Source organism: Streptomyces sp. NPDC005775 (assembly GCF_042871565.1).
In the GTDB taxonomy this organism is placed as follows: domain Bacteria; phylum Actinomycetota; class Actinomycetes; order Streptomycetales; family Streptomycetaceae; genus Streptomyces.
On record NZ_JBIAIU010000018.1, the window covers coordinates 79,751 to 105,671 of the forward strand.

General features: G+C 69.9%; 21 protein-coding genes. 12 read left to right on the forward strand and 9 right to left on the reverse strand.

Annotated elements, in window-relative coordinates:
• Window positions 1–48 precede the first annotated feature (48 nt).
• The 4 genes from ACFYPA_RS32775 (at window position 49) to ACFYPA_RS32790 (ending at window position 4,670) form a co-directional block, all read left to right on the forward strand.
• On the forward strand, window positions 49–2,592 hold the full coding sequence (locus ACFYPA_RS32775; RefSeq protein WP_359085393.1) for a sensor histidine kinase KdpD: 2,544 nt from the start codon (window positions 49–51) through the stop codon (window positions 2,590–2,592).
• 120 nt (window positions 2,593–2,712) lie between these two features.
• Window positions 2,713–3,405, forward strand: coding sequence for a response regulator (locus ACFYPA_RS32780; protein WP_359085392.1), 693 nt, complete (start codon window positions 2,713–2,715; stop codon window positions 3,403–3,405).
• An 86-nt stretch (window positions 3,406–3,491) separates the two neighbouring features.
• A complete protein-coding gene (locus ACFYPA_RS32785; RefSeq protein ID WP_359085391.1) occupies window positions 3,492–3,908 on the forward strand; it encodes an OB-fold nucleic acid binding domain-containing protein in 417 nt (138 codons plus the stop codon).
• A gap of 3 nt (window positions 3,909–3,911) precedes the next feature.
• Window positions 3,912–4,670: a DUF3159 domain-containing protein gene (locus tag ACFYPA_RS32790; protein WP_359085390.1), complete on the forward strand. Its 759-nt coding sequence runs from the start codon at window positions 3,912–3,914 to the stop codon at window positions 4,668–4,670.
• Between the two features lie 91 nt (window positions 4,671–4,761).
• Here the strand turns inward: ACFYPA_RS32790 and ACFYPA_RS32795 are convergent, their stop codons facing one another.
• Both ACFYPA_RS32795 and ACFYPA_RS32800 read right to left on the reverse strand, forming a co-directional pair.
• Entirely contained in the window at window positions 4,762–5,439 is a 678-nt protein-coding gene (locus ACFYPA_RS32795; protein WP_359085389.1) for a TrkA family potassium uptake protein, read from the reverse strand.
• Complete coding sequence (locus tag ACFYPA_RS32800) at window positions 5,439–6,107, reverse strand: TrkA family potassium uptake protein (RefSeq protein ID WP_026242838.1); 669 nt, start codon at window positions 6,105–6,107, stop codon at window positions 5,439–5,441. The genes ACFYPA_RS32795 and ACFYPA_RS32800 overlap by 1 nt, the downstream gene beginning before the upstream one ends.
• A 352-nt stretch (window positions 6,108–6,459) precedes the next feature.
• Between ACFYPA_RS32800 and ACFYPA_RS32805 the strand changes: the two genes are divergently transcribed.
• Entirely contained in the window at window positions 6,460–8,508 is a 2,049-nt protein-coding gene (locus ACFYPA_RS32805; RefSeq protein WP_359085388.1) for an APC family permease, read from the forward strand.
• A gap of 144 nt (window positions 8,509–8,652) precedes the next feature.
• Window positions 8,653–10,026 carry a class I SAM-dependent RNA methyltransferase gene (locus ACFYPA_RS32810; RefSeq protein ID WP_389136012.1) on the forward strand — a complete coding sequence of 458 codons (1,374 nt, stop codon included), beginning with the start codon at window positions 8,653–8,655 and terminating at the stop codon, window positions 10,024–10,026.
• 185 nt (window positions 10,027–10,211) lie between these two features.
• Here ACFYPA_RS32810 and ACFYPA_RS32815 read toward each other — a convergent pair whose 3' ends face one another.
• Window positions 10,212–10,676 (reverse strand): hypothetical protein, encoded by a 465-nt coding sequence (locus ACFYPA_RS32815; RefSeq protein ID WP_389136014.1) that lies wholly within the window; start codon window positions 10,674–10,676, stop codon window positions 10,212–10,214.
• 28 nt (window positions 10,677–10,704) lie between these two features.
• Between ACFYPA_RS32815 and ACFYPA_RS32820 the strand changes: the two genes are divergently transcribed.
• The 3 genes from ACFYPA_RS32820 to ACFYPA_RS32830 are packed head-to-tail and all read left to right on the forward strand — an operon-like array spanning window position 10,705 to window position 12,606.
• Window positions 10,705–10,983: a hypothetical protein gene (locus ACFYPA_RS32820; RefSeq protein ID WP_389136016.1), complete on the forward strand. Its 279-nt coding sequence runs from the start codon at window positions 10,705–10,707 to the stop codon at window positions 10,981–10,983.
• On the forward strand, window positions 10,976–11,305 hold the full coding sequence (locus tag ACFYPA_RS32825) for an SDR family NAD(P)-dependent oxidoreductase (protein WP_359085385.1): 330 nt from the start codon (window positions 10,976–10,978) through the stop codon (window positions 11,303–11,305). The genes ACFYPA_RS32820 and ACFYPA_RS32825 overlap by 8 nt, the downstream gene beginning before the upstream one ends.
• Window positions 11,302–12,606: a YncE family protein gene (locus ACFYPA_RS32830; protein ID WP_359085384.1), complete on the forward strand. Its 1,305-nt coding sequence runs from the start codon at window positions 11,302–11,304 to the stop codon at window positions 12,604–12,606. Before ACFYPA_RS32825 ends, ACFYPA_RS32830 begins: the two co-directional genes overlap by 4 nt.
• 269 nt (window positions 12,607–12,875) lie before the next feature.
• On the opposite strand, the gene ACFYPA_RS32835 is transcribed toward ACFYPA_RS32830, so the two are convergent.
• The gene (locus ACFYPA_RS32835) at window positions 12,876–13,610 is read right to left on the reverse strand and encodes a FadR/GntR family transcriptional regulator (RefSeq protein WP_359085383.1); all 735 of its coding nucleotides are present in this window, start codon (window positions 13,608–13,610) and stop codon (window positions 12,876–12,878) included.
• 105 nt (window positions 13,611–13,715) lie between these two features.
• On the opposite strand from ACFYPA_RS32835, the gene ACFYPA_RS32840 reads away from it, so the two are divergent.
• Both ACFYPA_RS32840 and ACFYPA_RS32845 read left to right on the forward strand, forming a co-directional pair.
• Window positions 13,716–15,452, forward strand: coding sequence for an IlvD/Edd family dehydratase (locus ACFYPA_RS32840; RefSeq protein ID WP_359085382.1), 1,737 nt, complete (start codon window positions 13,716–13,718; stop codon window positions 15,450–15,452).
• 68 nt (window positions 15,453–15,520) lie between these two features.
• Window positions 15,521–16,708 (forward strand): fumarylacetoacetate hydrolase family protein, encoded by a 1,188-nt coding sequence (locus ACFYPA_RS32845; RefSeq protein ID WP_359085381.1) that lies wholly within the window; start codon window positions 15,521–15,523, stop codon window positions 16,706–16,708.
• A gap of 91 nt (window positions 16,709–16,799) precedes the next feature.
• On the opposite strand, the gene ACFYPA_RS32850 is transcribed toward ACFYPA_RS32845, so the two are convergent.
• The 4 genes from ACFYPA_RS32850 to ACFYPA_RS32865 all read right to left on the reverse strand — a co-directional run bounded on the left by ACFYPA_RS32850 (window position 16,800) and on the right by ACFYPA_RS32865 (window position 22,424).
• Entirely contained in the window at window positions 16,800–19,184 is a 2,385-nt protein-coding gene (locus ACFYPA_RS32850; protein WP_389136020.1) for a glycoside hydrolase family 3 N-terminal domain-containing protein, read from the reverse strand.
• Between the two features lie 144 nt (window positions 19,185–19,328).
• Window positions 19,329–20,213, reverse strand: coding sequence for a carbohydrate ABC transporter permease (locus tag ACFYPA_RS32855; protein WP_359085379.1), 885 nt, complete (start codon window positions 20,211–20,213; stop codon window positions 19,329–19,331).
• Window position 20,214: 1 nt separating this feature from the next.
• Window positions 20,215–21,117, reverse strand: a complete 903-nt coding sequence (locus ACFYPA_RS32860) for a sugar ABC transporter permease (protein ID WP_359085378.1) — start codon at window positions 21,115–21,117, stop codon at window positions 20,215–20,217.
• On the reverse strand, window positions 21,114–22,424 hold the full coding sequence (locus tag ACFYPA_RS32865; RefSeq protein WP_359085377.1) for an extracellular solute-binding protein: 1,311 nt from the start codon (window positions 22,422–22,424) through the stop codon (window positions 21,114–21,116). The genes ACFYPA_RS32860 and ACFYPA_RS32865 overlap by 4 nt, the downstream gene beginning before the upstream one ends.
• Window positions 22,425–22,915: 491 nt before the next feature.
• Between ACFYPA_RS32865 and ACFYPA_RS32870 the strand changes: the two genes are divergently transcribed.
• Window positions 22,916–23,944, forward strand: coding sequence for a substrate-binding domain-containing protein (locus tag ACFYPA_RS32870; RefSeq protein WP_359085376.1), 1,029 nt, complete (start codon window positions 22,916–22,918; stop codon window positions 23,942–23,944).
• Here ACFYPA_RS32870 and ACFYPA_RS32875 read toward each other — a convergent pair.
• A complete protein-coding gene (locus ACFYPA_RS32875; protein ID WP_359085375.1) occupies window positions 23,863–25,917 on the reverse strand; it encodes an acyl-CoA synthetase in 2,055 nt (684 codons plus the stop codon). The genes ACFYPA_RS32870 and ACFYPA_RS32875 overlap by 82 nt on opposite strands.
• Window positions 25,918–25,921: the final 4 nt, after the last annotated feature.

Consider the following 25,921-nt stretch of genomic DNA (forward strand, 5'->3'; position numbering starts at 1 on the left):
CGCCGGTCCCGGTGAAACGGAGCCCGGTTTCTGGAAGACAATGGGGCCATGGCGCGCGGCAAACTTCGGATCTACCTCGGTGCGGCACCGGGCGTCGGCAAGACGTACGCGATGCTCTCCGAGGCGCACCGCCGGGTCGAGCGGGGCACCGACTGCGTCGTCGGCTTCGTCGAGCACCACGACCGTCCGCGCACCGAGGTCATGCTGCACGGCCTGGAACAGATCCGGCGCCGCGTGATCGAGTACCGCTCCGCCGTCTTCACGGAGATGGATGTCGACGCCGTCCTGGAGCGGGCCCCGGCCGTCGCCCTGGTGGACGAACTCGCGCACACCAACGTGCCGGGCTCCCGCAACGCCAAACGCTGGCAGGACGTCGAGGAACTCCTCCAGGCCGGCATCGACGTGGTGTCCACGGTCAACATCCAGCACCTGGAGTCCCTCGGGGACGTCGTCGAGTCCATAACCGGCGTGCGCCAGCGCGAGACCGTGCCCGACGAAGTGGTCCGGCGCGCCGACCAGCTCGAACTCGTCGACATGTCGCCCCAGGCCCTGCGCCGGCGGATGGCGCACGGCAACATCTACAAGCCGGACCGGATCGACGCCTCGCTCTCCAACTACTTCCGCCCCGGCAACCTCACCGCGTTGCGCGAGCTGGCCCTGCTCTGGGTCGCCGACCGGGTCGACGAATACCTCCAGCAGTACCGCGGCGAGCACAACATCCGCACCACCTGGCAGGCCCGCGAACGCATCGTCGTCGGACTCACCGGCGGCCCCGAAGGCCGCACCCTCATCCGCCGCGCCTCCCGGATGGCGGCCAAGGGCTCCGGCAGCGAGATCCTCGCCGTCTACATCGCCCGCAGCGACGGACTCACCTCGGCCTCGCCCAAGGAGCTGACCGTCCAGCGCACGCTCGTCGAGGACCTCGGCGGTACCTTCCACCACGTCATCGGCGACGACATACCCTCGGCCCTCCTCGAATTCGCCCGGGGCGTCAACGCCACCCAGATCGTCCTCGGCTCCAGCCGCCGCAAGGCTTGGCAGTACATCTACGGCCCCGGTGTCGGCGCCACGGTCGCCCGGGAGTCCGGCACCGACCTCGACGTCCACATCGTCACCCACGACGAGGTCGCCAAGGGCCGCGGCCTCCCCATGGCCCGCGGTGCCAGGCTCGGCCGGGCCCGCATCATCTGGGGCTGGCTCGTCGGCGTGGGCGGACCGGCTCTCCTCGCCCTGCTCCTCAAAGGCATGGAGAACGGCCCCGGCCTCGCCAACGACGTCCTCCTCTTCCTCTTCCTGACCGTCGGCGCGGCCCTGCTCGGCGGGCTGCGGCCGGCCCTCGCGTCGGCCGCCGCCGGCTCGCTGCTGCTGAACTACTGGTTCACCCCGCCCACTCACACCCTCACCGTGCAGGACCCCGAGAACTTCGTCGCCATCGTGATCTTCTTCGCGGTGGCCGTCGCGGTGGCCTCCGTCGTCGACCTCGCGGCCCGCCGCACCCATCAGGCCGCCAGGCTGCGCGCCGAGTCCGAGATCCTCTCCTTCCTGGCCGGCAGCGTGCTGCGCGGCGAGACGACCCTGGCCGCCCTCCTGGACCGGGTCCGTGAGACGTTCGGCATGGAGTCCGTCGCCCTGCTGGAGCGGCAGAGCGACGTCGACCCGTGGACGTGCGCCGGCAGCGTCGGCCCGGCGCCCGTCGCCCGGCCCGAGGACGCCGATGTGGACATGCCCGTCGGCGACCACATGGCCCTGGCGCTCTCCGGCCGGGTGCTGCCCGCCGAGGACCGCCGCGTACTCGGCGCCTTCGCCGCCCAGGCCGCCGTCGTCCTGGACCGCCAGCGCCTGGTCGGCGAGGCGGAGGACGCCCGCCGGCTCGCCGAGGGCAACCGGATCAGGACCGCGCTGCTGGCCGCCGTCAGCCATGACCTGCGGACCCCCCTCGCCGCCATCAAGGCCGCCGTCAGCTCCCTGCGCTCCGACGACGTCGCCTGGTCCGACGACGACGAGGCCGAACTCCTCGAAGGCATCGAGGCCGGCGCCGACCGCCTCGACCACCTCGTCGGCAACCTCCTCGACATGTCCCGCCTGCAGACCGGCACCGTCACGCCGCTGATCCGCGAGATCGACCTCGACGAGGTCGTCCCCATGGCCCTGGGCGGCGTCCCCGAGGACAGCGTCGAGCTGGACATCCCCGAAACGCTGCCCATGGTCGCCGTCGACCCCGGACTGCTGGAACGGGCCGTCGCCAACATCGTCGAGAACGCCGTCAAGTACAGCCCGGACGGCGCGCGCGTCACCGTGGCCGCCAGCGCGCTGGGCGCCCGGGTCGAGCTCCGGGTGGCCGACGGCGGCCGGGGCGTCCCCGACGAGGCCAAGGAGCGCATCTTCGAGCCCTTCCAGCGCTACGGAGACGCCCCGCGCGGTGCCGGAGTGGGCCTGGGCCTCGCGGTGGCCCGCGGTTTCGTCGAGTCCATGGGCGGCACGCTGGACGCCGAGGACACTCCCGGCGGGGGCCTCACCATGGTCCTGACCCTCAAGGCGGCCTCGGGCCACGTTCCGGTCAGCCCGGACCTGCCCGCACGGGTCACCTCGTGAACCGCCGCACGATCGACTTCATTTACCAATCAATGAACCGCCCATGAACCGCCTCATGAACGGCCTCATGATCCGCGGAGAACTCCGCACATCCACGTACAGCAGAAAGGCAGGACCGCGATGACCCGGGTGCTTGTGGTCGACGACGAGCCGCAGATCGTACGCGCCCTCGTGATCAACCTGAAGGCGCGCAAGTACGAGGTGGACGCGGCGCCCGACGGGGCCACCGCGCTCCAGCTGGCGGCCGCGCGCCACCCCGACGTCGTCGTCCTGGACCTGGGGCTGCCCGACATGGACGGCGTCGAGGTGATCAGGGGCCTGCGCGGCTGGACCCGTGTGCCGATCCTGGTGCTCTCGGCCCGGCACACCTCCGACGAGAAGGTCGAGGCGCTGGACGCCGGGGCCGACGACTACGTCACCAAGCCCTTCGGGATGGACGAGCTGCTGGCCCGGCTGCGCGCCTCGGTGCGCCGTGCCGAGCCCGTCGGCCAGGACGGCGGCGACGCGGCCGTGCTCGTGGAGACCGACGGCTTCACCGTCGACCTCGCCGCCAAGAAGGTCCACCGCGAGGGACGCGACGTACGGCTCACCCCCACCGAGTGGCACCTGCTGGAGGTCCTGGTCCGCAACAGCGGCCGGCTGGTCAGCCAGAGGCAGCTGCTCCAGGAGGTCTGGGGGCCCTCGTACGGCACCGAGACCAACTATCTGCGCGTCTACATGGCCCAGCTGCGGCGCAAGCTGGAGGCCGACCCCTCGCACCCGCGGCACTTCGTCACCGAACCCGGCATGGGCTACCGCTTCGAGCGCTCCTGAAAGCCCGATGAGGGGTGTCCGCGTAACCCGTTCGGGTGAGACGGCGGCAACCCTGCGGCACCTCCGGAGACCGGTACCCTTCGGGTATGAGTGCCGTACCCCGATTCGAGAAGACCCAGAAGGCCGAGCGGCCGTCCGGGCGCTTCCGGCGCATGCTCGACCGGCTCTCCAGCTCCCAGGAGGACCTGGAGTGCGAGGAGCTGGAGGAGGACTCGCAGGCATCGGGATGCACCCGGATCTCCGAGTGCACCGACCGCCAGATCGTGAAGGTCACTGGTACCTTGCGGACGGTCACCCTGCGACCGCGTGCCGGAGTGCCCGCCCTCGAGGCGGAGCTCTTCGACGGCACCGCGCCGCTGGACGTGGTCTGGCTCGGCCGCCGCTCCATCGTGGGCATCGAACCGGGCCGCAAGCTCATCGCCTCCGGCCGCATCGCCATGAGCCACGGGCGCCGGGTGCTGTTCAACCCCAAATACGAACTCCGACCGCTCGGCAAGGAGTAGCCGGTGACGTCTCTCGACAAGCCGACGTCCGATACGGACCGCACCACAGACCAGCAGGAGGCCGACGCCAAGGCGGTCACCGAGGCCGCGCTCTTCGAGGCCTTCGGCGGCGTCCGGGGCATGGTGGAGACGGTCCTGCCGGGACTGCTCTTCGTCACGATCTTCACCATCGACAAGAACCTCACGAACTCGGCCATCGCGGCCGTCGCGGTGTCGCTGGTGCTCGTGGTCGTCCGGCTGATCCGCAGGGACACCGTCAAGCACGCCTTCAGCGGTGTCTTCGGTGTCGCCTTCGGTGTCGTCTTCGCGAAGATGACCGGCAACGCCAAGGACTTCTACCTCCCGGGCATGATCTACACGCTCGGTCTGGCCCTGGCCTACCTCGTCACCACGATCGCGGGCCTCCCGCTGATCGGACTGATCCTGGGCCCGGTGTTCAAGGAGAACCTCTCCTGGCGCACCCGTAACCCCGGCCGGAAGAAGGCCTACGCCAAGGCCAGCTACGCCTGGGGACTGATCCTGCTCGCCAAGTGCGCGATCCTCTTCCCGCTGTACTGGTGGGGCGACACCACCCAGTTCGGCTGGGTCCTGATCGCACTGAAGATCCCGCCGTTCCTGCTGGCGGTCTACCTCACCTGGGTCTTCCTCGCCAAGGCGCCGCCGCCCATCGACGTCTTCGCCGAGATGGAGGCCGAGGAGCAGGCCGAGAAGGCCCGTAAGGCGGCGGCCGCCGCCGAAGCGCCCCGCGGCCAGGAGTTCTGAAACCGCGCACGCCACGCACGACACGCAGGTCATACGGGAGGGGCCTGTCACCGCCACGGCGGTGACAGGCCCCTCCCGTCTTTCTCGCGTCTCAGCTCTCCGGGTCGCCCCTGCGCACCGACAGCAGGTCCTCCAACTGCTCCTCGCGCGCCTGGGCGGCCACGAACAGCAGCTCGTCCCCGGCCTCCAGGGTCTCCTCCGTGCTCGGCGTCAGCACGCGCTGCCCCCGGATGATCGTGACCAACGAGGTGTCCTCCGGCCAGGCGACCTCCCCGACCTGCGTACCCGCCAGCGCCGACTCCGGCGGCAGCGTCAGCTCGACCAGGTTCGCGTCGCCGTGGCTGAAGCGCAGCAGCCGGACCAGATCGCCGACACTCACCGCCTCCTCGACCAGGGCAGACATCAGACGCGGCGTGGAGACCGCCACATCGACGCCCCAGGACTCGTTGAACAGCCACTCGTTCTTCGGGTTGTTCACCCGGGCGACGACACGCGGCACGCCGTACTCCGTCTTCGCGAGCAGCGAGACGACCAGGTTCACCTTGTCGTCGCCGGTCGCGGCGATCACGACGTTGCACCGCTGCAGCGCCGCCTCGTCCAGCGAGGTGATCTCGCAGGCGTCCGCCAGCAGCCACTCGGCCATCGGCACCCGCTCCACCGAGATGGCGGTCGGCGCCTTGTCGACGAGCAGCACCTCGTGCCCGTTCTCCAGCAGCTCGCCCGCGATGGAACGTCCCACCGCGCCGGCCCCGGCAATCGCGACACGCATCAGTGACCGCCCTCCTCGGGGCCCTCGGCGAAGGCCGCCTCGACCTTCGCGATCTCGTCCGTACGCATCATCACGTGGACGAGGTCGCCCTCCTGCAGCACCGTCTGCGACGACGGCAGTATGGCTTCGCCCAACCGGGTGAGGAAGGCGACGCGCACGCCCGTCTCCTCCTGGAGGGTGCTGATCTTGTGGCCGATCCAGGACGGCGTGGTGTGCACCTCGGCGAGCTGCACCCCACCGCTCGGATCCCGCCACAGGGGCTCGGCGCCCGAAGGCAGCAGCCGGCGCAGCATCTGGTCCGCGGTCCAGCGCACGGTGGCGACCGTGGGGATACCGAGACGCTGGTACACCTCGGCACGCCGGGGGTCGTAGATCCTGGCCGCGACGTTCTCGATGCCGAACATCTCGCGCGCCACGCGGGCCGCGATGATGTTCGAGTTGTCGCCGCTGCTCACCGCGGCGAACGCACCGGCCTCCTCGATCCCCGCCTCGCGAAGGGTGTCCTGGTCGAAACCGACCCCCGTGACGCGACGGCCGCCGAAGCCGGATCCGAGGCGCCGGAACGCCGTGGGGTCCTGGTCGATGACGGCGACCGTGTGCCCCTGCTGCTCCAGGGTCTGCGCGAGAGCGGCCCCCACTCGCCCGCAGCCCATGATGACGATGTGCACCTTGCGCCTACCTCGCAGTCCTGGTCGTCCGGCTGACCTGCGAAAACACCCTGCTCACACTCATTCCTCGGCTGGCCGGGCAAACAATGGGGCAACGGTTCGTCCCGTTGCCCACGATGAGCTTAAGCGGCGCCGGGCGCGTTGCCTCATTCGAGTGTGCGTATCCCGGGGGCACTGTGGCAAAGGCGACGCCCCCCGAGGTGTTCCGGTTCACTTCCGCGGGCTTTCGACGGGCCGCGGTGCAAGGATTGCGTTAAGGATTTCGTGGCCTTTCCGGCCGAGTGCAGGAGATTGCGGGGCCACGGGGGTGGTGCGTGGGCTGCTCCCATACGGAACCCTTACGATCCTCAGCGTGTCCAAACTGACCGACGTGCCCAAACGGATCCTGATCGGCCGGGCCCTGCGCAGCGACAAACTGGGGGAGACGCTCCTCCCCAAGCGCATCGCCCTCCCCGTCTTCGCATCCGACCCGCTGTCCTCGGTGGCGTACGCACCCGGCGAAGTCCTCCTGGTGCTGTCCATCGCGGGCGTGTCGGCGTACCACTTCAGCCCGTGGATCGCGGTCGCCGTCGTGGTCCTGATGTTCACGGTCGTCGCCTCGTACCGGCAGAACGTGCACGCCTACCCGAGCGGCGGCGGTGACTACGAGGTCGCCACCACCAACCTCGGCCCGAAGGCCGGACTGACCGTCGCCAGCGCCCTGCTGGTCGACTACGTCCTGACCGTCGCGGTCTCCATCGCCTCCGGGGTGGAGAACCTCGGCTCCGCGATCCCGTTCGTCGTCGAGCACAAGACGGCATGCGCCGTCGCCGCGATCGTGCTGCTGACCCTGATGAACCTGCGCGGCGTCAAGGAGTCCGGCAAACTCTTCGCCATCCCCACGTACCTCTTCGTGGCCGGCGTCTTCATCATGATCCTCTGGGGCGCGTTCCGCGGACTGGTCCTCGGCGACACCATGCACGCCCCGACCTCCGACTACACGATCAAGGCCGAGCACGGCGGCCTGGCGGGCTTCGCCCTGGTCTTCCTGCTGCTGCGCGCGTTCTCCTCCGGCTGTGCGGCCCTCACCGGTGTCGAGGCCATCAGCAACGGCGTGCCGGCCTTCCGCAAGCCCAAGAGCAAGAACGCCGCCACCACCCTCGCGGCGATGGGCCTGCTGGCCGTCACCATGTTCTGCGGCATCATCGGCCTGGCCATGGCCACCGACGTCAAGATGGCCGAGAACCCGGCGAACGACCTGATCCACAACGGCTCCCCGGTCGGTTCGAGCTTCGTCCAGGACCCGGTGATCTCCCAGGTCGCCGCCGCGGTCTTCGGCGACGGCACGTTCTTCTTCGTGATCCTCGCCGCGGCCACCGCGCTCGTCCTCTTCCTGGCCGCCAACACCGCGTACAACGGCTTCCCGCTGCTCGGTTCGATCCTGGCCCAGGACCGCTACCTGCCCCGCCAACTGCACACCCGCGGCGACCGGCTCGCCTTCTCCAACGGCATCGTCCTGCTGGCCGGCGCCGCGATCCTGCTGGTCGTCATCTACGGCGCCGACTCGACCCGGCTCATCCAGCTCTACATCGTCGGCGTGTTCGTCTCCTTCACGCTCAGCCAGACCGGCATGGTCCGGCACTGGAACCGGCACCTGCGCACCGAGAAGGACCCGCTCAAGCGCCGCCACATGATCCGCTCCCGCGCGATCAACACCTTCGGCGCCTTCTTCACCGGCCTGGTGCTCGTCGTCGTCCTCGCCACCAAGTTCACCCACGGCGCCTGGGTCGCGCTGCTCGGCATGGTGATCTTCTACGGCACGATGACCGCGATCCGTAAGCACTACGACCGGGTCGCCGCCGAGATCGCCGCCGACGAGACGCCCTCCGACGAGACCGTCCGCCCCTCCCGGGTGCACTCGATCGTCCTGGTCTCCAAGCTCCACCGGCCCACCCTGCGCGCCCTCGCGTACGCCAAGCTGATCCGTACGGACCACCTGGAGGCGCTCTCCATCAGCGTCGACCCGGCGGAGACGAAGGCGCTCAAGGAGGACTGGGAGCGGCGCGGCATCAACGTCCCGCTGAAGATCCTCGACTCGCCCTACCGCGAGGTGACCCGCCCGGTCATCGAGTACGTCAAGGGTCTGCGCCGGGAGAGCCCGCGGGACGTCGTGAGCGTCTACATCCCGGAGTACGTCGTCGGCCACTGGTACGAGCACCTGCTGCACAACCAGAGCGCCCTCAGGCTCAAGGGCCGGCTGCTCTTCACCCCCGGTGTGATGGTCACCTCCGTCCCGTACCAGCTGGAATCCTCCGAGGCGGCCAAGAAGCGGGCCCGCAAGCGCGCGGACTGGAGCGCCCCGGGTTCGGTGCGACGCGGCCCCGTGGAGCGCAGACACAAGGAGCCGACGCAGAAGGGCTGACCCGCGGCGTCCTCTGCGCTCCTCCGCTCCGCTGCTCCTGGTAAGCGGCAGGACGACACCCACGTAGACTCGTAGGTTGTTGTCCGGCCGCTTTTCCTTGTGCGCCGTTCCCCGATCACCTTCTCTCTCTGGAGCCACCCCCTCATGCAGAACGAATCCACTTCGCCGCAGACCGGGGAATCGCAGGCCGAGGAGACGCAGGCGGGGGAGTCCCTGGTCGGCCAGGAGTACGAGGTGGAGGTCGGCCCGGTCGCCCACGGCGGCCACTGCATCGCCCGTACCGCCGAGGGCCAGGTCCTCTTCGTACGCCACACGCTGCCCGGCGAGAAGATCATCGCCAGGGTCACCGACGGTGCCACCGACTCCCGCTTCCTGCGCGCCGACGCGGTGCGGATCATCGAGGAGTCCAAGGACCGGGTGAAGGCCCCGTGCCCGTTCGCCGGACCCGGCAAGTGCGGCGGCTGCGACTGGCAGCACGCGAAGCCCGGCGCCCAGCGGCGGCTCAAGGGCGAAGTGATCGCCGAGCAGCTCCAGCGCCTCGCGGGCCTCACCCCCGAGGAGGCGGGCTGGGACGGCACCGTCATGCCGGCCGAGGGCGACAAGCTCCCGCCGGGCGAGGTGCCCGCCTGGCGCACCCGCGTCCAGTACGCCATCGACGCGGACGGCCGCGTCGGCCTGCGCAAGCACCGTTCGCACGACGTCGAGATCATCGACCAGTGCCTGATCGCCGCGCCCGGCGTCACCGAGCTCGGTATCGAGAAGCAGGACTGGCCCCAGATGGCCACGGTGGAGGCCATCGCAGCCACCGGCTCCCACGACCGCCAGGTCATCCTCACCCCGCGCGAGGGCGGCCGCCTCCCGCTGGTCGAGCTCGACAAGCCCGTCTCGGTCCTGCGCGTCGACGAGAGCGACGGCGGAGTGCACCGCGTCCACGGCCGCGGCTTCGTCCGCGAGCGCGCCGACGACCGCACCTACCGCGTCGGCTCCGGCGGCTTCTGGCAGGTCCACCCGCAGGCCGCGGACACCCTCGTCCGCGCGGTCATGCAGGGCCTGCTGCCCCGCAAGAACGACACGGCCCTCGACCTCTACTGCGGTGTCGGCCTGTTCGCCGGCGCGATCGGCCAGCGCATCGGCGAGAAGGGCGCGGTGCTCGGCATCGAGTCCGGCAAGCGCGCGGTCGAGGACGCCCGCCACAACCTCAAGGACCTGGAGCGGGTCCGCATCGAGCACGGCAAGGTCGACCAGATCCTGCCCCGCACGGGCATCACGGAGTGCGACCTGATCGTCCTGGACCCGCCGCGCGCGGGCGCCGGCAAGCAGGTCGTCAAGCGCCTCTCGGCCCTCGGCGCACGCAAGATCGCGTACGTGGCGTGCGACCCGGCGGCACTGGCCCGGGACCTGGCGTACTTCGCGGAGGGCGGGTACAAGGTGCGGACGCTGCGGGCGTTCGACCTGTTCCCGATGACGCATCACGTGGAGTGCGTGGCGATCCTGGAGCCGGTGAAGAAGGATGCCTGACCTGCGGTTTTGTGATTCGGGTGAGATGCTCGACCTGTTTCCCTCCGTGGAGCGGGTCGAGTGCCGGGCCTGACTTCCGAAGCCTTCTGAACTGCGAATTCATCACGGGGTCGCTTGCGTCCGCGACGTCTTCAAGGTCTCGTTCGGAGATTCTTGACGCTCGTAGTCTCAGCCTCACGGACCTCTCAGACTGAGGCCGTGCGGGCCGGGCCCTCGGCATAGAGGGCAAGGAGCTCCTCCCGGCGGCGGCGCGAGCCCCGCGGGGAACTGTTCACCGACAGTGACGACCTGATAAACCTCATCGGCCGGCCGGCGATCACACCGCTTGAGGCCGTCCGGAACGCCGCCGCGGTCGAGGCGTCACGGTGAGTGTTCCCGGGCCCGGCGTCGACACTCAAAAGATGGTGCTCGTCCATCGCGTCCTCCGGCGCGAGTTCGGCCGGCTTCCGCGGTTGCTCCGCGCCGTGGACGGTGACCGTGCGCGATCCGAAGTCATCGGTGCGCACGCCCGGGAGATGCTGACCTTCCTCCACCTGATCGAGCACCTGGCCGAGGAGGAACGGGACATACTGCCGATCGTCTCCATCACGCTGACAGGGGGATGGGTGGCCGCCAAACGCAAGGCCCAGCAGGGCTTCCGAGGGGTCCAAGCAGGCGGTCTTCGCGTTCGAGCGACGCTTGGAGGACAACCTCGCACGTCAGCGGTACCTCGCCATCCGTGAGGAGATGTTCGAGTTCGTCACCTCCCGGCGACGAGCCTCGTACCCCGGGGTGCCCGAGGATGTCGCGGCAGAGCCGGCGCACGACATGGCCGTCATGGGGCGGGCGTTCACCGACGGCTTCCGCGTGGCCGCGGCCGCCGGTGACGACACCGACTTCGCGCGGTACGCCGAGCTGGCCGCCGACGCGCTCGAGTCCCTGGTCGCCACCCGCCTGAAGGAGTACACGCATGACTGAGGCCCCCTCGTCCGCATCCGGGAAGGTCGCGATCGTCGTCGGTGGCGGATCCGGGATCGGCGCCGCGTGCGTGCGGGAGTTCGCCGCGAACGGCTACCGGGTGGTCACGATGTCGCCCTCGGGCCGGGCCCGGACCCTGGCCGAATCGCTCGGCGGCGCCGGCCTGGACGGCTCGAACACCAGCACCGAGGACCTTTGCTGCCGGGGAATCTCGATGGTGCCCTGTTCAAGATTCCGTCTCCTGGCTACGTTACCTCCAGTAACAGATGCGGGCCTGTCTGACGGCGCGCCGTCCACCCCCTGCCTCTGGAGTTCACCATGACGCGTTCTGCTCCCCGTCGCCCTCGCCGCCGGCACACCTTCGGCGCGGTGGTCCTTGCCGCCGCAGGGCTGGTCGCAGGAGCCTTGCCCACCATCCCCGGCCCGGCCGGCGCGAGCGAGCTCCCGGAGCAGGCGCGGGAAGCCGAGTTGGCGGAGCTCAAGGAGGTGTTCTTCGTCGGGAACAACTGGGAAGGCACCGCCGACGTCATCAACTCCCGTGGCGATTACGCCAAGATCGGTCGGATCGACATGATCCCCGATAAGGAGGAGCGCCTGTGGGAGATCTACCTCAACCCCGTCAAGCTCGCCTTCTTCCTCGGTATCCGGTTCGGCCCGGGCGAGGGTCATGACCAGTACGTCGACGACATGTACACCACGAAGGACGGCAAGTCCGTCGTCGCCTCCCGGCCGAGTTTTGCCGATGTGGTCTCCATCGACGTGGTGAGCGGCAAGATCAACTGGCGCTTCCCGGTGTCCGGTTTCCGCTCCGACCACATGGCGGTCTCTCCCGACGGCACCCAGGTCGCCGTCTCCTCCTCCATCTCCAACACCGTGCACGTTCTGGACATGGCGACGGGCGAGGAGGCAGGCAACTTCAAGACGGGCGACAAGCCGCACGAGAACGTGTACACCGACGGCGGCAAGTACCTCTGGAACATGGCCATCGGTGAGGTCAACACCGACATGGACGCGCCCTGGCAGGACTTCACCAAGGGCGACCGCCGCATCACCGTCGCCGACGCGAAGACCTTCCAGGTCAAGAAGATCATCGACATGCGCGAGCGGCTCGACGCCTTCGGCCGCAAGGACCTGTCCGACGCGCTGCGCCCCGTGGCCTTCACGCCTGACGAGTCGAAGATGTACTTCCAGGTCTCCTTCTTCAACGGTTTCGTCGAGTACGACGTGCACAACGACAAGATCACCCGGGTGAAGACGCTGCCGGAGAACCCGGACACCAGCGACGACCGCACCACCTACGTCAACGACTCCCGCCACCACGGCATGTCCATGAGCCCCCGGGGCGACAAGCTCTGCATCGCCGGAACCATGGACGACTACGTCACCGTCGTGAACCGGGAGACGCTTCAGGAGGGCCCGCTCGTCACCGCCTCCAAACCGTACTGGGCCACCGTCAGTGGAGATGGCAAGCACTGCGTGGTGTCGGAGAGCGGCACCGACCAGGTGACGGCCATCGACTTTTCCACGGGCAGGAAGGTCATCTCGATCCCCGTCGGCGACCACCCGCAGCGGGTCCGCCTCGGACACGTCCCCACGGACTGGACGGGCCCAGCCACCAGTTGAGACGCACCGGACCCCGAACCTCACCCCACTTCCACGCGAACCCGCCGCACCGGACCCGAGGGTAATGACGCACGGAAGTCCGACGGTGGGGGTCGTGGGCGTGGAATCCGGTCTGTGCCTGGAGGCCGCGGGCGCCGCTACGGCCAACGGCACCACGGTGCGGCCGGGGGCGTTCAACGGCGGCAGCGGCCGCGAAGGTGCAGACGCGGCGGCGTCGGCCGCTCCCGTGTCCTTGCCTTGCAGGGGCGCGCCCGTGACGGCATACGGCGTCAACCGGCGTCTTCGGGTGACTGGGCGATCTCCTGTTCCGCGGCTTCGATGATGGCCAGTACGGCGGCCGCCGCAGCCGCGCCGTCGCGGGCCTCGACCGCTTGCACGATGGCGCGGTGACCCGGCAGCGAGGCCTCCACCGCGCCAGGGGTCCGGGTGCTGACGAGGAAGCTGTGTTCCAGCGCGATGTCGACGGCACGGCCCAGCGAGCCGAGGAGACGGTTGCCGCCGGCGTCGAGCAGGGCCCGGTGGAAGGCGATGTCGGCCTCGACGTAGCCGCGGCGGCCGGGTTCCGTCGCCGCGGCCTCCATGGCCGCCAGCGAGTCGTACAGGGCTCGTACGTCGTCGGGGCCGGCCCGGTCGGCGGCGAGCCGGGCCGCCGCGGGTTCGACGATCCGGCGCAGTTCACCCGTGTCGCGCAGCAGAGCCGTGGAGTCCTCGGCCTGCTTCCAGCGCAGCACGTCACGGTCCAGGTGGTTCCAGTGCTCCGGAGGCAGCACGCGCGTGCCCGTGCGGGGGCGTACGTGCAGCATTCCCTTGGCCACCAGCGCCTTGACCGCTTCCCGGAGCACCCCTCGGCTGACGCCGGTCTCCGCCGCGAGTGCGTCCTCCACCGGCAACGGGTCCCCCGGCTGCCATGCGCCGGCCACGATGCGCCGCCCGAGTTCGTCGACCACGTGTTGATGCATGGTCAGGAACTTCACCACGATCTCTGCCCACCCCCTGGACGCCAATCATCGAATCATTTAATGATTGTCGTCCAGGGTACGGCCTGCGGGTCCGCACCCCACAACGCCCCACCGCGAAGCGGACGACGCCGGAGCCACGGGAGTGCATACATGACCGACGTGCAGAAGACGAGCCGCCGCAGCCAGGCATGGTTCGGCGCCCAGGGCCGCAGCGGGATGCTGTACCGCTCCTGGATGCGCAACCAGGGCCTCGGGCACGAGGTGTTCGACGGGCGTCCCGTCATCGGCGTCGCGACCAGCGCCTCCGAGCTGGCCCCGTGCAACGCCCACCTGACACAGGTCGCCGAAGCCGTCAAGCGTGGCGTGTGGCAGGCGGGCGGCCTGCCGCTCGTGTTCCCCACCATGGCCACCGGCGAGACCCTGATGCGCCCCACCGCCATGCTGTACCGCAACCTCATGGCCATGGAGGTCGAGGAGCTGATCCGGGCCAATCCGCTCGACGGTGTCGTGCTGCTGTCAGGCTGCGACAAGACGACCCCCGCCATGCTCATGGGCGCTGCCAGCGTCGACCTGCCCGCCGTCATGGTGACCGGCGGGCCGATGCTCAACGGCAAGTACCGGGGCCAGGACGTGGGTTCGGGCACCCACGTCTGGAAGTTCGAGGAGGACCTGAAGACCGGCAGGATGACCGAGGAGGAGTGCTTCTTCGCGGAAGGGTGCATGGCCCGTTCCCACGGGCACTGCATGACGATGGGGACCGCCTCGACCATGGCCTGCATGGCCGAGGCGCTCGGCATGCAGCTGCCGGGCTCGGCGGCCTGGCCCGCGGTCGACTCCCGGCGGATGGAGATCGCGCAGGCGGCGGGGCAGCGCATCGTAGGGATGGTGGAGGAGGAGCTGCGCCCCTCGCAGATCCTGACCCGGGAGGCGTTCGAGAACGCCATCCGGGTCAACGCGGCCATCGGCGGCTCCACGAACGCCCTCATCCATCTCACCGCCATCGCCGGTCGCGTCGGCGTCGAGTTGCCGCTTCACGACTTCGACTCCCTGGTTCGCGCGGTGCCGACCCTGGTCAACCTGATGCCCAGCGGCACGTACCTCATGGAGGACTTCTGCTACGCGGGCGGCCTGCCCGCCGTCCTGGCCGAGCTGCTCAGCGGCGAGCTGCTGCACGGCGGACAGATCACGGTCACCGGACGCACCGTCGCCGAGAACACGGAGGGCACCGAGCGCGTCGGCTCCGACGTCATCACCGCCCTCGACGCCCCCTTCCAGCCGGCCGGCACCGGTATCGCCGTCCTCCGCGGCAACCTCTGCCCCGACGGCGCTGTGATCAAGCAGTCCGCCGCGTCACCCCACCTGCTCACCCACCGCGGCCCCGCGCGCGTCTTCGATTCGCCCGAGGCCTATCACGAGGTGGCCGACGACCCGGACCTCGACATCGACGAGAACACCGTCATCGTCATCCGCAACGCCGGTCCCAAGGGTTACCCCGGCATGCCCGAGGTCTCCAACGTCCCGCTGCCCGCCAAGCTGCTGAAGGCCGGCGTCAAGGACATGGTGCGCGTCTGCGACGGCCGGATGAGCGGCACCGGGTACGGGACGGTGGTCCTGCACGTGGCGCCCGAGGCCGCCGTCGGCGGACCTCTCGCCCTGGTACGCGACGGGGACCCCGTCGTCCTCGACGTCCCGAACCGCTCCCTGCGGCTGGACGTGGACGACGCCGAGCTCACGCGACGCCGGCAGGCATGGAGGGCACCGGCTGAGCGGCACACCAGCGGCTACGCCTGGCTCTACACCCAGAACGTGGAACAGGCCGACCGTGGCGCCGACTTCGGGTTCCTGCGCGGAAGCCGCGGACACGAGGTCCCCCGCGACTCCCACTGAGTCCGACCCGGTCCCCACCGCCCGGCCTCGCCGGCCGCACCCCCCTCGACACCAGGAGAGCATCGATCGTGGAAACGGCAGCAGCGCGCCCTCGTCCGGTCCTCACACCCGGCTCCGTCCTGCCCGTGGACGCCGACCGGGCCGCCCTCGTCGCACGCGTTCACGACCCGGAAGAGGGCGGGCCGTGTGTGGCCGCGGTCCGCGGCGAGCAGGTCGTCGACCTGACGGCCCTCGCACCCACCGTCTGTGACCTCATGGAACGCGACGACGCGGTGGCAGTCGTCCGCGAGGCCGACGGCGGACGCGTCTGGCGCCTGGACGAACTGCTGGAGGCACCGGTCGGCCGCCCCGACGTCCCGCATCTGCTCGCGCCCATCGACCTGCAGGTGATCAAGGCCGCGGGCGTCACCTTCGCCCGGAGTCTGCTGGAACGCGTCATCGAGGAGCGCGCGGGTGGCGATCCGGCGCAGGCCGCGCGGGTACGGGCCCGCGTCGGGCAGGCGGTGGGCGGCACGCTCGACGGCATCCGTCCCGGATCGCCGGAAGCGGACAGGGCGAAGGAACTGCTTGTCTCCGAAGGGCTGTGGTCGCAGTACCTGGAGGTCGGCATCGGACCGGACCCTGAAGTGTTCACCAAGGCCCCGGTGCTGTCCGCGGTCGGCACGGGCGCCGACATCGGGGTGCTCGGCGCCTCGGTGTGGAACAACCCCGAGCCCGAGGTCGTCCTCGTCATGGACTCGCGCGGCCGGGTGCGCGGTGCGACGGCCGGAAACGACGTCAACCTCCGCGACATCGAGGGACGCAGCGCCCTGCTGCTGTCCCGTGCCAAGGACAACAACGCGTCCTGCGCGATCGGCCCGTTCGTCCGTCTCTTCGACGAGGACTTCGACCTCGACACCGTACGCGGCCTCGACATCGACCTGCGGATCGACGGCACGGACGGCTACGTACTGCACGGCAGCAGTTCCATGCGCGAGATCAGCCGCGACGTCCTGGACCTGGTGGCCGCCACGCACGGTCCACACCATCAATACCCGGACGGATTCGCGCTGTTCACCGGAACGCTGTTCGCCCCCACCGAGGACCGGCAGGCACCCGGAGCGGGCTTCACCCACGAGTACGGCGACATCGTGCGGATCTCCAGCCCGCGACTCGGCGCTCTGGTGAACACCGTCGTTCCCAGCGAGCAGGCCGCGCCGTGGACGTTCGGGGTACGCGCGCTGATGCGCAACCTCGCCGGGCGCGGCGTGCTGTAGGACGACGAGAACCACTACGGCCACATGCCCGGCCCCGGGGCCCCGTGTGCGCAGCGCCGCCGCTGCCGCGACGTACGCCGCGCACGCCGGCTCACGCCCGGGGCGCCGGCTCCTGTTTGATCGCGGCGTGCAGGCGCCGCGTGTGATCCAGGTGGCGCTCGGCTCCCGTCAGCGTGACCCGGGCCGACAGGCGCGGATCCGCGCTGGAGGCGGCCAGCCGCACTTCCAGCTCGCCCGGCTCGACGACGCGACGACCGTCGCGTCCGGTGAACGAGGCGAGGTCGGCCGGGACCGTGGCGCGAAGGAGCCGGGCCTCGCCCGGCTCCAGATCGACCCGGGCGTAGCCGATGAGGCGCTGCACCGGCTGGACGACGGAGGCGACCGGGTCGTGCAGATAGAGCTGGACGACCTCGGTTCCAGGCCGCCCGCCCGTGTTGCGGACGGTGAAGGTGAGGGTGAACTCGCCGTCCGTCGCCGCCTCCTTGACGTCCACGGCGAGGTCCGTCCAGTCGAACCGTGTGTAGGACAGGCCGTGGCCGAAGGCGAACGCGGGCGTCGGGTCGATGCTGGACACCTTGCTGGCGTGAGCGAGCCGCGCCCCCAGGTACGTGGCCGGCTGGGACCCCGGCCCGCGCGGCACACTGACCGGAAGACGTCCGGAGGGGTTGATACGGCCGCCGAGCACCCCGGCGATCGCGTGCGTGCCCTCCTCACCCGGGAAGAAGGACTGCACGATCGCGGCGGACTCCTCCACGGCGCGGCCGAGGGCGTACGGCCGTCCGGCGAGCAGCACGGTGACGACGGGTGTCTCCAGGTCGAGCAGGGTGTCGAGCAGGTGCTGCTGCGCGCCGGGCAGCGCCAGCGACTCGACGTCGCATCCCTCGCCACTGGTGCCCTGTCCGAAGAGGCCGGCGCGGTCGCCGAGCACCACCACGGCGACGTCGGCCTCGTGTGCCGCCTGTGCGGCCTCGCGGAAGCCGGAGCGGTCTCCGTCGTCGACTCCGGTGCCGCGGACGACCGTGATCTCGGCGTCGGGGAACTCGGCGGCCAGGGTGTCGCGCAGGGTGGGCAGCTCGATGCCGAGGGGGGTCCCGGGGTGACGGACGCCGATGTGCTGGGGGAAGGAGTAGCAGCCCAGTACGGCGGCGGGCTCGTCGGCGTTGGGGCCGAGCAGGGCGATGCGGCGGGGCCTGTCGAGCGGCAGGGTGCCGTCGTTGCTCAGCAGCACGACCGCTTCCTCGGCGACCGTGCGGGCCAGCGCGCGGTTGTCCGGACCGTCCAGGTCGATCCGGCCGCGCAGGGCCGCCGGGTCCTTCGGATCCGCCCCGTCGAGCGCGGCCGGCAGAGGGTTCCAGTCCGGGTCGAGCAGGCCGAGCATCGCCTTCTGGGTGAGGACCCGGCGCAGTGCGCGATCGACCAGGGCCTCCGGTACGAGGCCGTCGGTGACGGCCTCGGTCAGGGGCGTGCCGTATGCCTTGACGTTGGGCAGTTCGACGTCGATGCCCGCCCGCAGCGCCGCGCCGGCGGCGCCGCCCCAGTCGCCTGCGATGCCGTGCAGGGTCTTCAGGAAGGCGATCGCGAAGTAGTCGGCGACGACGGTTCCGTCGAAGCCCCACGTGTCGCGCAGCAGTCCGGTGAGCAGGTCCTCGTCGGCTGCGGAGGGCATGCCGTCGGTGTCGGTGTAGGCGTTCATCACCGACCGGGCACCGCCTTCGCGGATCGCCATCTCGAAGGGGGGCAGCAGGACGTCGGCACGCTCTCGCGGGCCCACGGAGGAGGGCGCGAGGTTGCGGCCGGCGCGAGAGGCCGAGTAGCCGGCGAAGTGCTTGAGGGTGGCGACGATCCCGGCGGATTCGAGGCCCTGCACGTACGCCGTCCCGATGGTGCCCACGAGGTACGGGTCCTCGCCGATGGTCTCCTCGACCCGTCCCCAGCGGGCGTCGCGCATCACGTCCAGCACGGGCGCGAGCCCCTGGTGGACGCCGACGGCACGCATGTCGCGGCCGATGGCGGCGGCCATGCGCCGCACCGTGTCGGGATCGAAGGTGGCGCCCCAGGAGAGGGGAACGGGGTAGGCCGTCGCCCCCCAGGCGGCGAAGCCGGCCAGGCACTCGTCATGGGCGAGAGCGGGAATGCCGAACCGGTTCGTCGCGGCGATGCGGGTCTGGGTGCGGGCCAGGGAGAGCGCACCCAGGGCGGGATCGACCGGGACCGTGCCGAAGGGCCGGGTCAGCTGGCCGAGTCCGGTCGGCAGGAGCGCGTCGAGATCGACGGCCGCCTCCTGCATGTCGTGCTGGTGGGGGGCCACTTCACCGCCCTGGTCGGAGGCGCCCACCCACACTCCGTACAGCTGGGCGGTCTTCTCCTGAAGGGTCATCTCAGCGATCAGGGCGTCGACTCGGGTGGTGACGGGAACGGTGGGGTCGTTCCAGAGGGGTATGCGGGGAGTCTTCTCTACAGCCACGTGGATGTTCACTTTCCTCTCACGCCCGCCGGGCCCCCGACCGGGGCACGACGGGCGAACAGGTGGGCGAGCAGGATTCGGGACGGAGCGGATCGCGTCCGGGCTCCGGACGTGCCGGACCACTGGGCCGGCCACCGGCCGGGGCGCCGGCTTCTGTCACCGGCTGAATCCGGCGGTCAGACCGCTCAGCAGCTGGCGGCGGCCGAACGCGTACAGCACCAGGAGGGGCAGGGTGGTGAGGACGACGGCGGCGAGAACGGCAGGAACATTGACCCCGTACTGGCCCTGGAAGGACCAGAGCGCGAGTGGCAGGGTCCGGCGTTCGGGGCTTTGGGTGAGGACCAGGGGCAGCAGGAAGCCGTTCCAGATGGTCAGCGCGTTGAAGATGGTCACGGTGAGGATGGCGGGTCGGGTGAGCGGTGCCGCCAGGCGCCACAGCGTCGTCCATTCGGTGGCGCCGTCGACCCGCATCGAGTCGAACAGCTCGTTGGGGACGTCGCGGACGAAGTTGGCGAGCACCAGCACGGACAGCGGGATGGCGAAGGCGATCGACGGAAGGATCAGCGCCAGCAGGTTGTCGTACAGGTGCAGCTTGATGATGATCAGGTAGACCGGGATGATCGTCGCCTGCAGCGGGATGGCCAGGCCCATGAGGAACAGCCCGTTCGTCGCGCGAAGGACCCGCATGCGCCAGCCGCGGACGATCGCGTAGGCGGCCATGAACGAGAACACGACCGCCGGCACCACGGCGCCGGCGGTGACCACGACGCTGTTCACGAAGTAGCGGAGGAAGTCGGACTCGATGACCAGCCGGTAGTTGTCCAGTGTCGGGTCGGCCGAAGGCACCAGCGGGTTGCTCGCGTAGTAGCGGCTCTGGGCCTTGAGGCTGGTGATGAGGGTCCAGTACAGGGGTACGGCGACGATGACGAGCCAGATCCATCCGGCCAGGCCGCCGGCCCAGTTGCGCCGACGGGAGTGGCGCTGCGGCTTGCGGCGGTCGGCCTTCCGCGGTCGTCGCGGATCGGTCGGCGTGGTGGTCACGTCAGGCCCCTTCGAGTTGACTCGCGCCGGCGTCCCGGCCCCCGAGCCGGCGCAGCAGCAGGGCGAGGGCCAGACCCACCAGGACCAGGATGACCGCGATGGCGCTGGCCGGTCCCATCAGGCTGGCCTGGAATCCCCGCTTGTACATGTCCAGGGCCAGGACCCGGGTGGCGTCGCCGGGGCCGCCCTCGGTCAGGACGAAGATGAGGTCGAAGAAGGTCAGCGATCCGACCACCATCAGCGTGGATGAGGTGATGATGGTGTATTTCAGCTGGGGAAGCGTGATGCTGAAGAACTGCCGGATCCGTCCGGCTCCGTCCAACTGGGCAGCTTCGTAGAGGGATTTCGGAATCTGCTGGACACCACCCTGGTAGATCAGGGAGTGGAACGGGACGAACTGCCAGGAGACGACGAAGATGACGACGCCGAAAGCGAGCCAGGGCCGCCCCAGCCAGTCCTGACTGAGCGTCTGGATCTTCAGCCCGGCACCGAGCCCGAAGTTGGGGTCCAGCAGTGCCTTGTACGCGATCGCGATCGCCGCTGAGCTGAGCATCAGCGGCACGAAGTACACCACGCCCAGGACCGCACGGTAGCGCTGGCGGCCTGCCATGAACGTGCCGAGCAGAATGCTCAGCGGCGTCTGTACTGCCCAGGACACGGCCATGACCAGAAAGGTCACCCACAGGGCGTGCGGCAGCCCGGGATCGGTGAGCACCGCCCGCCAACTGGTCAGCCCCGACGGGTGGATGGTGCCGATCCCGTCCCACGTGGTGAAGCTCAGCGCGAAGACGCCGAGGAGCGGAATCACGGCGAAGCCGACGAAGAGGATCAGCGCCGGCACCGCCAGCCACGGGAGTACGCTGCTTGGCTCGCGACGCGGTGGGGGGCTGGTGAGTGCCGTCATTTGCCGATGACCGCATTGAGGTTGCCCGCGAACTCCGTCGGGGAGACGGACAGTTGGAACAACTTGGCGATGTTGTCCAGCAGGGCCTCGGCCGCCGCCGGGCTCAGCGCCTGGTCCCAGGATTGGCCGAACACCTTGGCCTTACTGGCGATGTCGTACGTGAACTGCAGGAAATCGGCGTTCTTGGAGGCGGCCAGCAGCTTCTCCGTGCCCAGCCGGATCGGGACCGACCCGTTGTCGATCCACTTCTTCGACTCCTCGTCCTGGAGGATGCCCGTGGCGAAGAAGTCCTTGGCAATCTTCTTCTCCTCGGCACTGGCCTTCGAGGAGATGGACAGGTACTGGGCGGGGTTGCCGACGGTGTTGCCCGGATCCCCCTTGCCGCCCTCGATGGGCGGAAAGTTCATGTAGCCCAGCGCGCCGCTGGAGACGAAGTCCCCGCCGTCGGCCTGCTGGATGCCGTACGACCAGGCGCCGTGCAGCATCATCGCGGCCTTGCCGCGGTACAGCAGCGCCTGGTCGGCGTTGGAGTCCGCCGTGATCGAGGAGAAGCCCTTGACGAACCCGTCGGCCTTGACCAGCTCCTGCACCTTGGTCAGGGCGGTGATGGCATCCGGGTGGGACCAGGCGTTCTTCTCGCCCTCCATGATGGCCTGGAACAGCTCCGGACCGCCGATGCGGTCGAACAGGAACTCCAGCCACATCATGTTCGTCCACCGGGACTGGCCACCGAGGGAGAACGGCGCTATGCCCTTGGCGTTGAACTTGGGGACCAGCGCCATGACGTCGTCCCAGGACTTCGGCGGCTGCGCACCGACCCGTTCGAAAACCTTCTTGTTGTAGTACAGGATGATCGGCTGCACCACCTCGGACGGCATCGCGTAGATCTTGCCGTCGACGGTTGCCGCGCCGAACGAGGACGGGAACAGGCTCTTCTTGACCTCGGAGTGCTCGCCGAACCACGAGGTGAGGTCTTCGACCTGGCCCGCCTCCACGTAGGTGCGCAGCGTCCCGCCGCCCCAGCCCCAAATGATGGTGGGCGCCTGCCCCGCACCGATGGCGGTCTTGATCTTCGTCTTGTACGCGTCGTTCTGGAAGGTGGTGTCCTTGATCTGCCCCTTGGGGTGGGCCTTGTTGAACGCGTCCACGGCGCCCGCTCTGACGCCTTCCTGCGGCTGGCCGTTCAGGTACCAGTACGTGGCCCCACCGCTGCTCTTGCCGGGACCGGATGAGCCACACCCCGCCAGCGCCGCGGAGACCGGTACGCCGGCGGCCAGGCCGAGGAGGGTACGTCGGGAGAGCGCCATGTCTTTTCTCCGCACTCGAGAGCCACTGGCTCTCGTGAGTCATGGTGAAAGGTTTTCGAAAGTAGGACTTTCTTCGAGCTCTGGTTGTGCAAATTAGGTTCGAACTGATGCCCTGTCAAGACATGTGCAGACCCGTTTCCTGGTCCGTAGAAGGCGTTCTGGGTACGGGTGGAGCCGAATCGCGAGTAGTCTCGGCGTGCTTCGAAACTGTTTCGAAAAGGGTTGGTTGAGTGCGAGGGGGAAGGCGATGACTGCGGCTGCCGAAGCGTCGGTGCAGGTCCTGCCGCGTCGACAGGGCCCGGTGCCGACCGTGCCGGGCGGGTCGATGCCCGCCCGGCTGTCACGGCGGGGGTGGGCAGGTCGTGCGGCTCGGCAGTCGTCGAGCTGGACGGGGGTGCGGCCGGATTGCCGTACGGTTGACCGGTTCCACCCGCGTAGCCGGCCCGGCCGGCGGCTCACCACGCCCGTGGACGTACAGCTGAGGGGAACCGATGGGACCGAACACCAGGCGCACCACTTTGGCGGACATCGCCCGAGCGGCTGGGGTTTCCGTCGCGACCGTGTCCAAGGTGGTCAACGGTCGCGGTGACGTGGCACCGCACACCCGCACCAAGGTGCAGGAACTGCTGCATCAGCACCACTACCTCGCGCCCGTGTTCCGTTACACCGAGGCCGTCGAAAGCCCGACCATCGAGGTGCAGTTCAAGGGCGGGCTCAAGGCGTACGTGGCCGAGACCCTGGAGGGCATCGTCGACTCCGCCGCCGAACTGGGGGCCTCGGTGGTGATCAGCAAGGCGTCCAGTGCCCCGCACTGGGCCCGGAACCTGGTCTCGTCCGGGCGCCGCGCCGTCATCGCGGTCACCAGCGTGTACACCGCGGCGCACCTGAACGAACTGGCCCGGTCCGGGCTGCCGTTGGTCGTGCTGGACCCACTGCACCTGCCGGACAGCCGGGTCAACAGTGTCGGGGCGACCAATTTCGCCGGCGGCCTGGCCGCGACCCAGCACCTGCTCTCCCTGGGCCACCGCCGTATCGCCTATCTCGGCGGACCGAGCATGGCCGTATGCAACCAGGCGCGCATGCACGGCTACCGCGCCGGCATGGAGGCGGCAGGAGCACGGGTGCCCGACGCCTATGTCCTCCCGGGTGAATTCACGTACAGGGCCGGGTCGCTCGGCGCCACGGCGCTCCTGGGCCTGCAGGAGCCACCGACGGCGGTCTTCGCAGCCAACGACGAGATCGCCGTCGGCGCCATCGAGGCGGCCCGCACCCGAGGCCTGCGTATCCCCGAGGACCTGAGCGTGGTCGGCTTCGACGACACAAGCCTCGCCCAGATGGCATCACCGCCGCTGACCACTGTGCGCCAGCCACTACGGGAGATGGGCGGCGCCGCCCTGCGCACTGCTCTCCGGCTGGCCAACGGCGAAAAGGTCGGGTCTCACCACATCGAACTCGCCACCGAACTCGTGGTACGCGCCTCGACGGCTCCGCCCCGGGCGGAGACTTCCGGGCGTGGGTGATCGCGGGCGGGAGCGATCGGCGGCCCGCCGAGCGGCTGTCGGCCTTCGCCAACCGCCCGCGTGACGTCACCGGAGTCGGCCACCGCGTCCTGATCCGGAAGCGGGCGCCGCGCCGCAAGATCCCCCGGCCGCCGAGGCAGCCGGGTCTCCGCCGGACGTTCCGGACGGGCCCAGTTCACGTCGTACGGGGCGAGTTGGGCGATGATCCGGCGACGACGGCCGGGGTCGGCGACGGGAGGCAGGTACACCATCGGGCGGCCGTCTGCCAGTTCGCATCGGATCTGTTCGTCGCCGGCGGCGATGCCGAGGCCGGCCAGGGCTGTGGAGATCGCGCGCCGCGTGGCGTCGAGGCGCAGAGGGACCTTGGAAGGCTTGCCGATGTCGGTCACCGGCAGCGCCGGCAGAACGATGACGTCCTTGGGGGCCGCCGCTCGCTCGGGTACATGCTGCGCGGCGAAGGCGATCAACTCGTCGGGTCCGGTGCCGGTGGTGCCGGTCCTGAGGGTGACGTAGGCGATGGGGACCTCGCCGGAGTGAGGGTCGGGGCGTCCGACGGCGCTCGCGCCGGTGACGGCCGGGTGGGTGAGGAGGGCGTCCTCGATGACGGCGGGGTCTATGTTGTGGCCACCGCGGATGATCAGGTCCTTCGCGCGGCCGAGCAGGTGGATGAATCCGTCGGAATCCACGCGTGCGAGGTCGCCGGTGTTGAGCCAGCCGTCGCGCACACTGCCGAGGGTGTCCAGGCGCGGTCCGGTGTCGTCGTGGCCGACGACGTAGCCGGGGAAGACGGTGGGGCCGCTGATGACGAGAATGCCGGGCTCCCCCTGCGGGAGGTCGTGCCAGGTGCCGTCGCTGTCGATCCGTACCGTCTTCACCTGCTGGTAGGGCATGCGCTGGCCCGCGGCCTCCGGGCGCTGGTGCTCGTGCAGGAAGCTCCGGGCGCTGCCGCAGGTGGCTTCGGTGAGGCCGTACCCCTGGCAGAGCGGGACGCCGGTGTGGTGCTCGAACGCCGCACGTACCGTCGGCGGCAGAGGGGACGCGCCGACTATCGCGAAGCGCAGCGAGGTGGTGTCCGCGTCGAGCGGAATCCGGGCGAGGCCGGCGTAGACGGTCGGGACCGCGGACATGGTGGCGATCCGGAAATGCGCGACGATCTTCCAGAAGACTGCGAACAGCGCCGGCTCGCGGTAGCCGAGGGGCCCGGTCCACACGCTGCGCTGGCCGCGGAACAGCGGTGCCAGCAGGGTGACGACCAAGGCGTTGACGTGGAACAGCGGCAGCCCGGCGAAGAGTACGGAATCGGAGTCCAACGTGCTGTTGGCCGCGATCATCCAGGCGTCGGCCACCTCGTTCGCGTGGGTGTGCGCGGCCGGCTTGGGGGCGCCGGTGGTGCCGCCGGTGTGGAAGTACGCGGCCAGGTCGCCCGCTTTCGGAGGTACGACGCCAGGATGGAGCTCTGCCGGCTGGGCGGCGGCCTCGACGTGCAGATAGGCGACGTGGACCCCCTCGACCCGTTCCAAATCGGGCGCGGGCTCGGGTGCGCCGACCGGATGCAGGGCGAACAGCGCTGAGCAGCGGAGTGACGCCGCCGCGGCGCGGGCCGTCCGCCATGCGTCGGCGTCGAGTTCGGGTCCGGCCGCGACCAGGACCTTTGCCCCGCCCAGACCCAGCAGCCGTTCTGCGTGCGCGGCGGCGAGCGCCGGGTTGACCGGTGCCGCACAGCCCGCGAGCTGGGCGGCCAGGAGGGTGGCGGGCAGCAGGCCGGCGTTGGGGGTCAGCAGGCCCACGGCGGTGGTACGGCGGACCCCGTGCCGGTGGAAGAGGTTGGCGATGCGGTGTACTTGGTCGCGCAGTTGCTCGAAGGACACGGTCTCGCCGCGCGTCCACTGCTCCGCGCTGGGCAGCATGGTGAGAGCCGGCCGGTCGGGCCACAACACGGCGGCGCGTTCCTGCGTGGGCGGGGAAGCCGGCACTGCT

Bases quoted from the DNA above. Each gene is read 5' to 3' on its own strand.
- ACFYPA_RS32775 (WP_359085393.1), top strand. From the start codon at position 49: ATGGCGCGCGGCAAACTTCGGATCTACCTCGGTGCGGCACCGGGCGTC.
- ACFYPA_RS32780 (WP_359085392.1), top strand. From the start codon at position 2,713: ATGACCCGGGTGCTTGTGGTCGACGACGAGCCGCAGATCGTACGCGCC.
- ACFYPA_RS32785 (WP_359085391.1), top strand. From the start codon at position 3,492: ATGAGTGCCGTACCCCGATTCGAGAAGACCCAGAAGGCCGAGCGGCCG.
- ACFYPA_RS32795 (WP_359085389.1), bottom strand. From the start codon at position 5,439: ATGCGTGTCGCGATTGCCGGGGCCGGCGCGGTGGGACGTTCCATCGCG.
- ACFYPA_RS32810 (WP_389136012.1), top strand. From the start codon at position 8,653: ATGCAGAACGAATCCACTTCGCCGCAGACCGGGGAATCGCAGGCCGAG.
- ACFYPA_RS32825 (WP_359085385.1), top strand. From the start codon at position 10,976: ATGACTGAGGCCCCCTCGTCCGCATCCGGGAAGGTCGCGATCGTCGTC.
- ACFYPA_RS32830 (WP_359085384.1), top strand. From the start codon at position 11,302: ATGACGCGTTCTGCTCCCCGTCGCCCTCGCCGCCGGCACACCTTCGGC.
- ACFYPA_RS32840 (WP_359085382.1), top strand. From the start codon at position 13,716: ATGACCGACGTGCAGAAGACGAGCCGCCGCAGCCAGGCATGGTTCGGC.
- ACFYPA_RS32860 (WP_359085378.1), bottom strand. From the start codon at position 21,117: ATGACGGCACTCACCAGCCCCCCACCGCGTCGCGAGCCAAGCAGCGTA.
- ACFYPA_RS32865 (WP_359085377.1), bottom strand. From the start codon at position 22,424: ATGGCGCTCTCCCGACGTACCCTCCTCGGCCTGGCCGCCGGCGTACCG.
- ACFYPA_RS32870 (WP_359085376.1), top strand. From the start codon at position 22,916: ATGGGACCGAACACCAGGCGCACCACTTTGGCGGACATCGCCCGAGCG.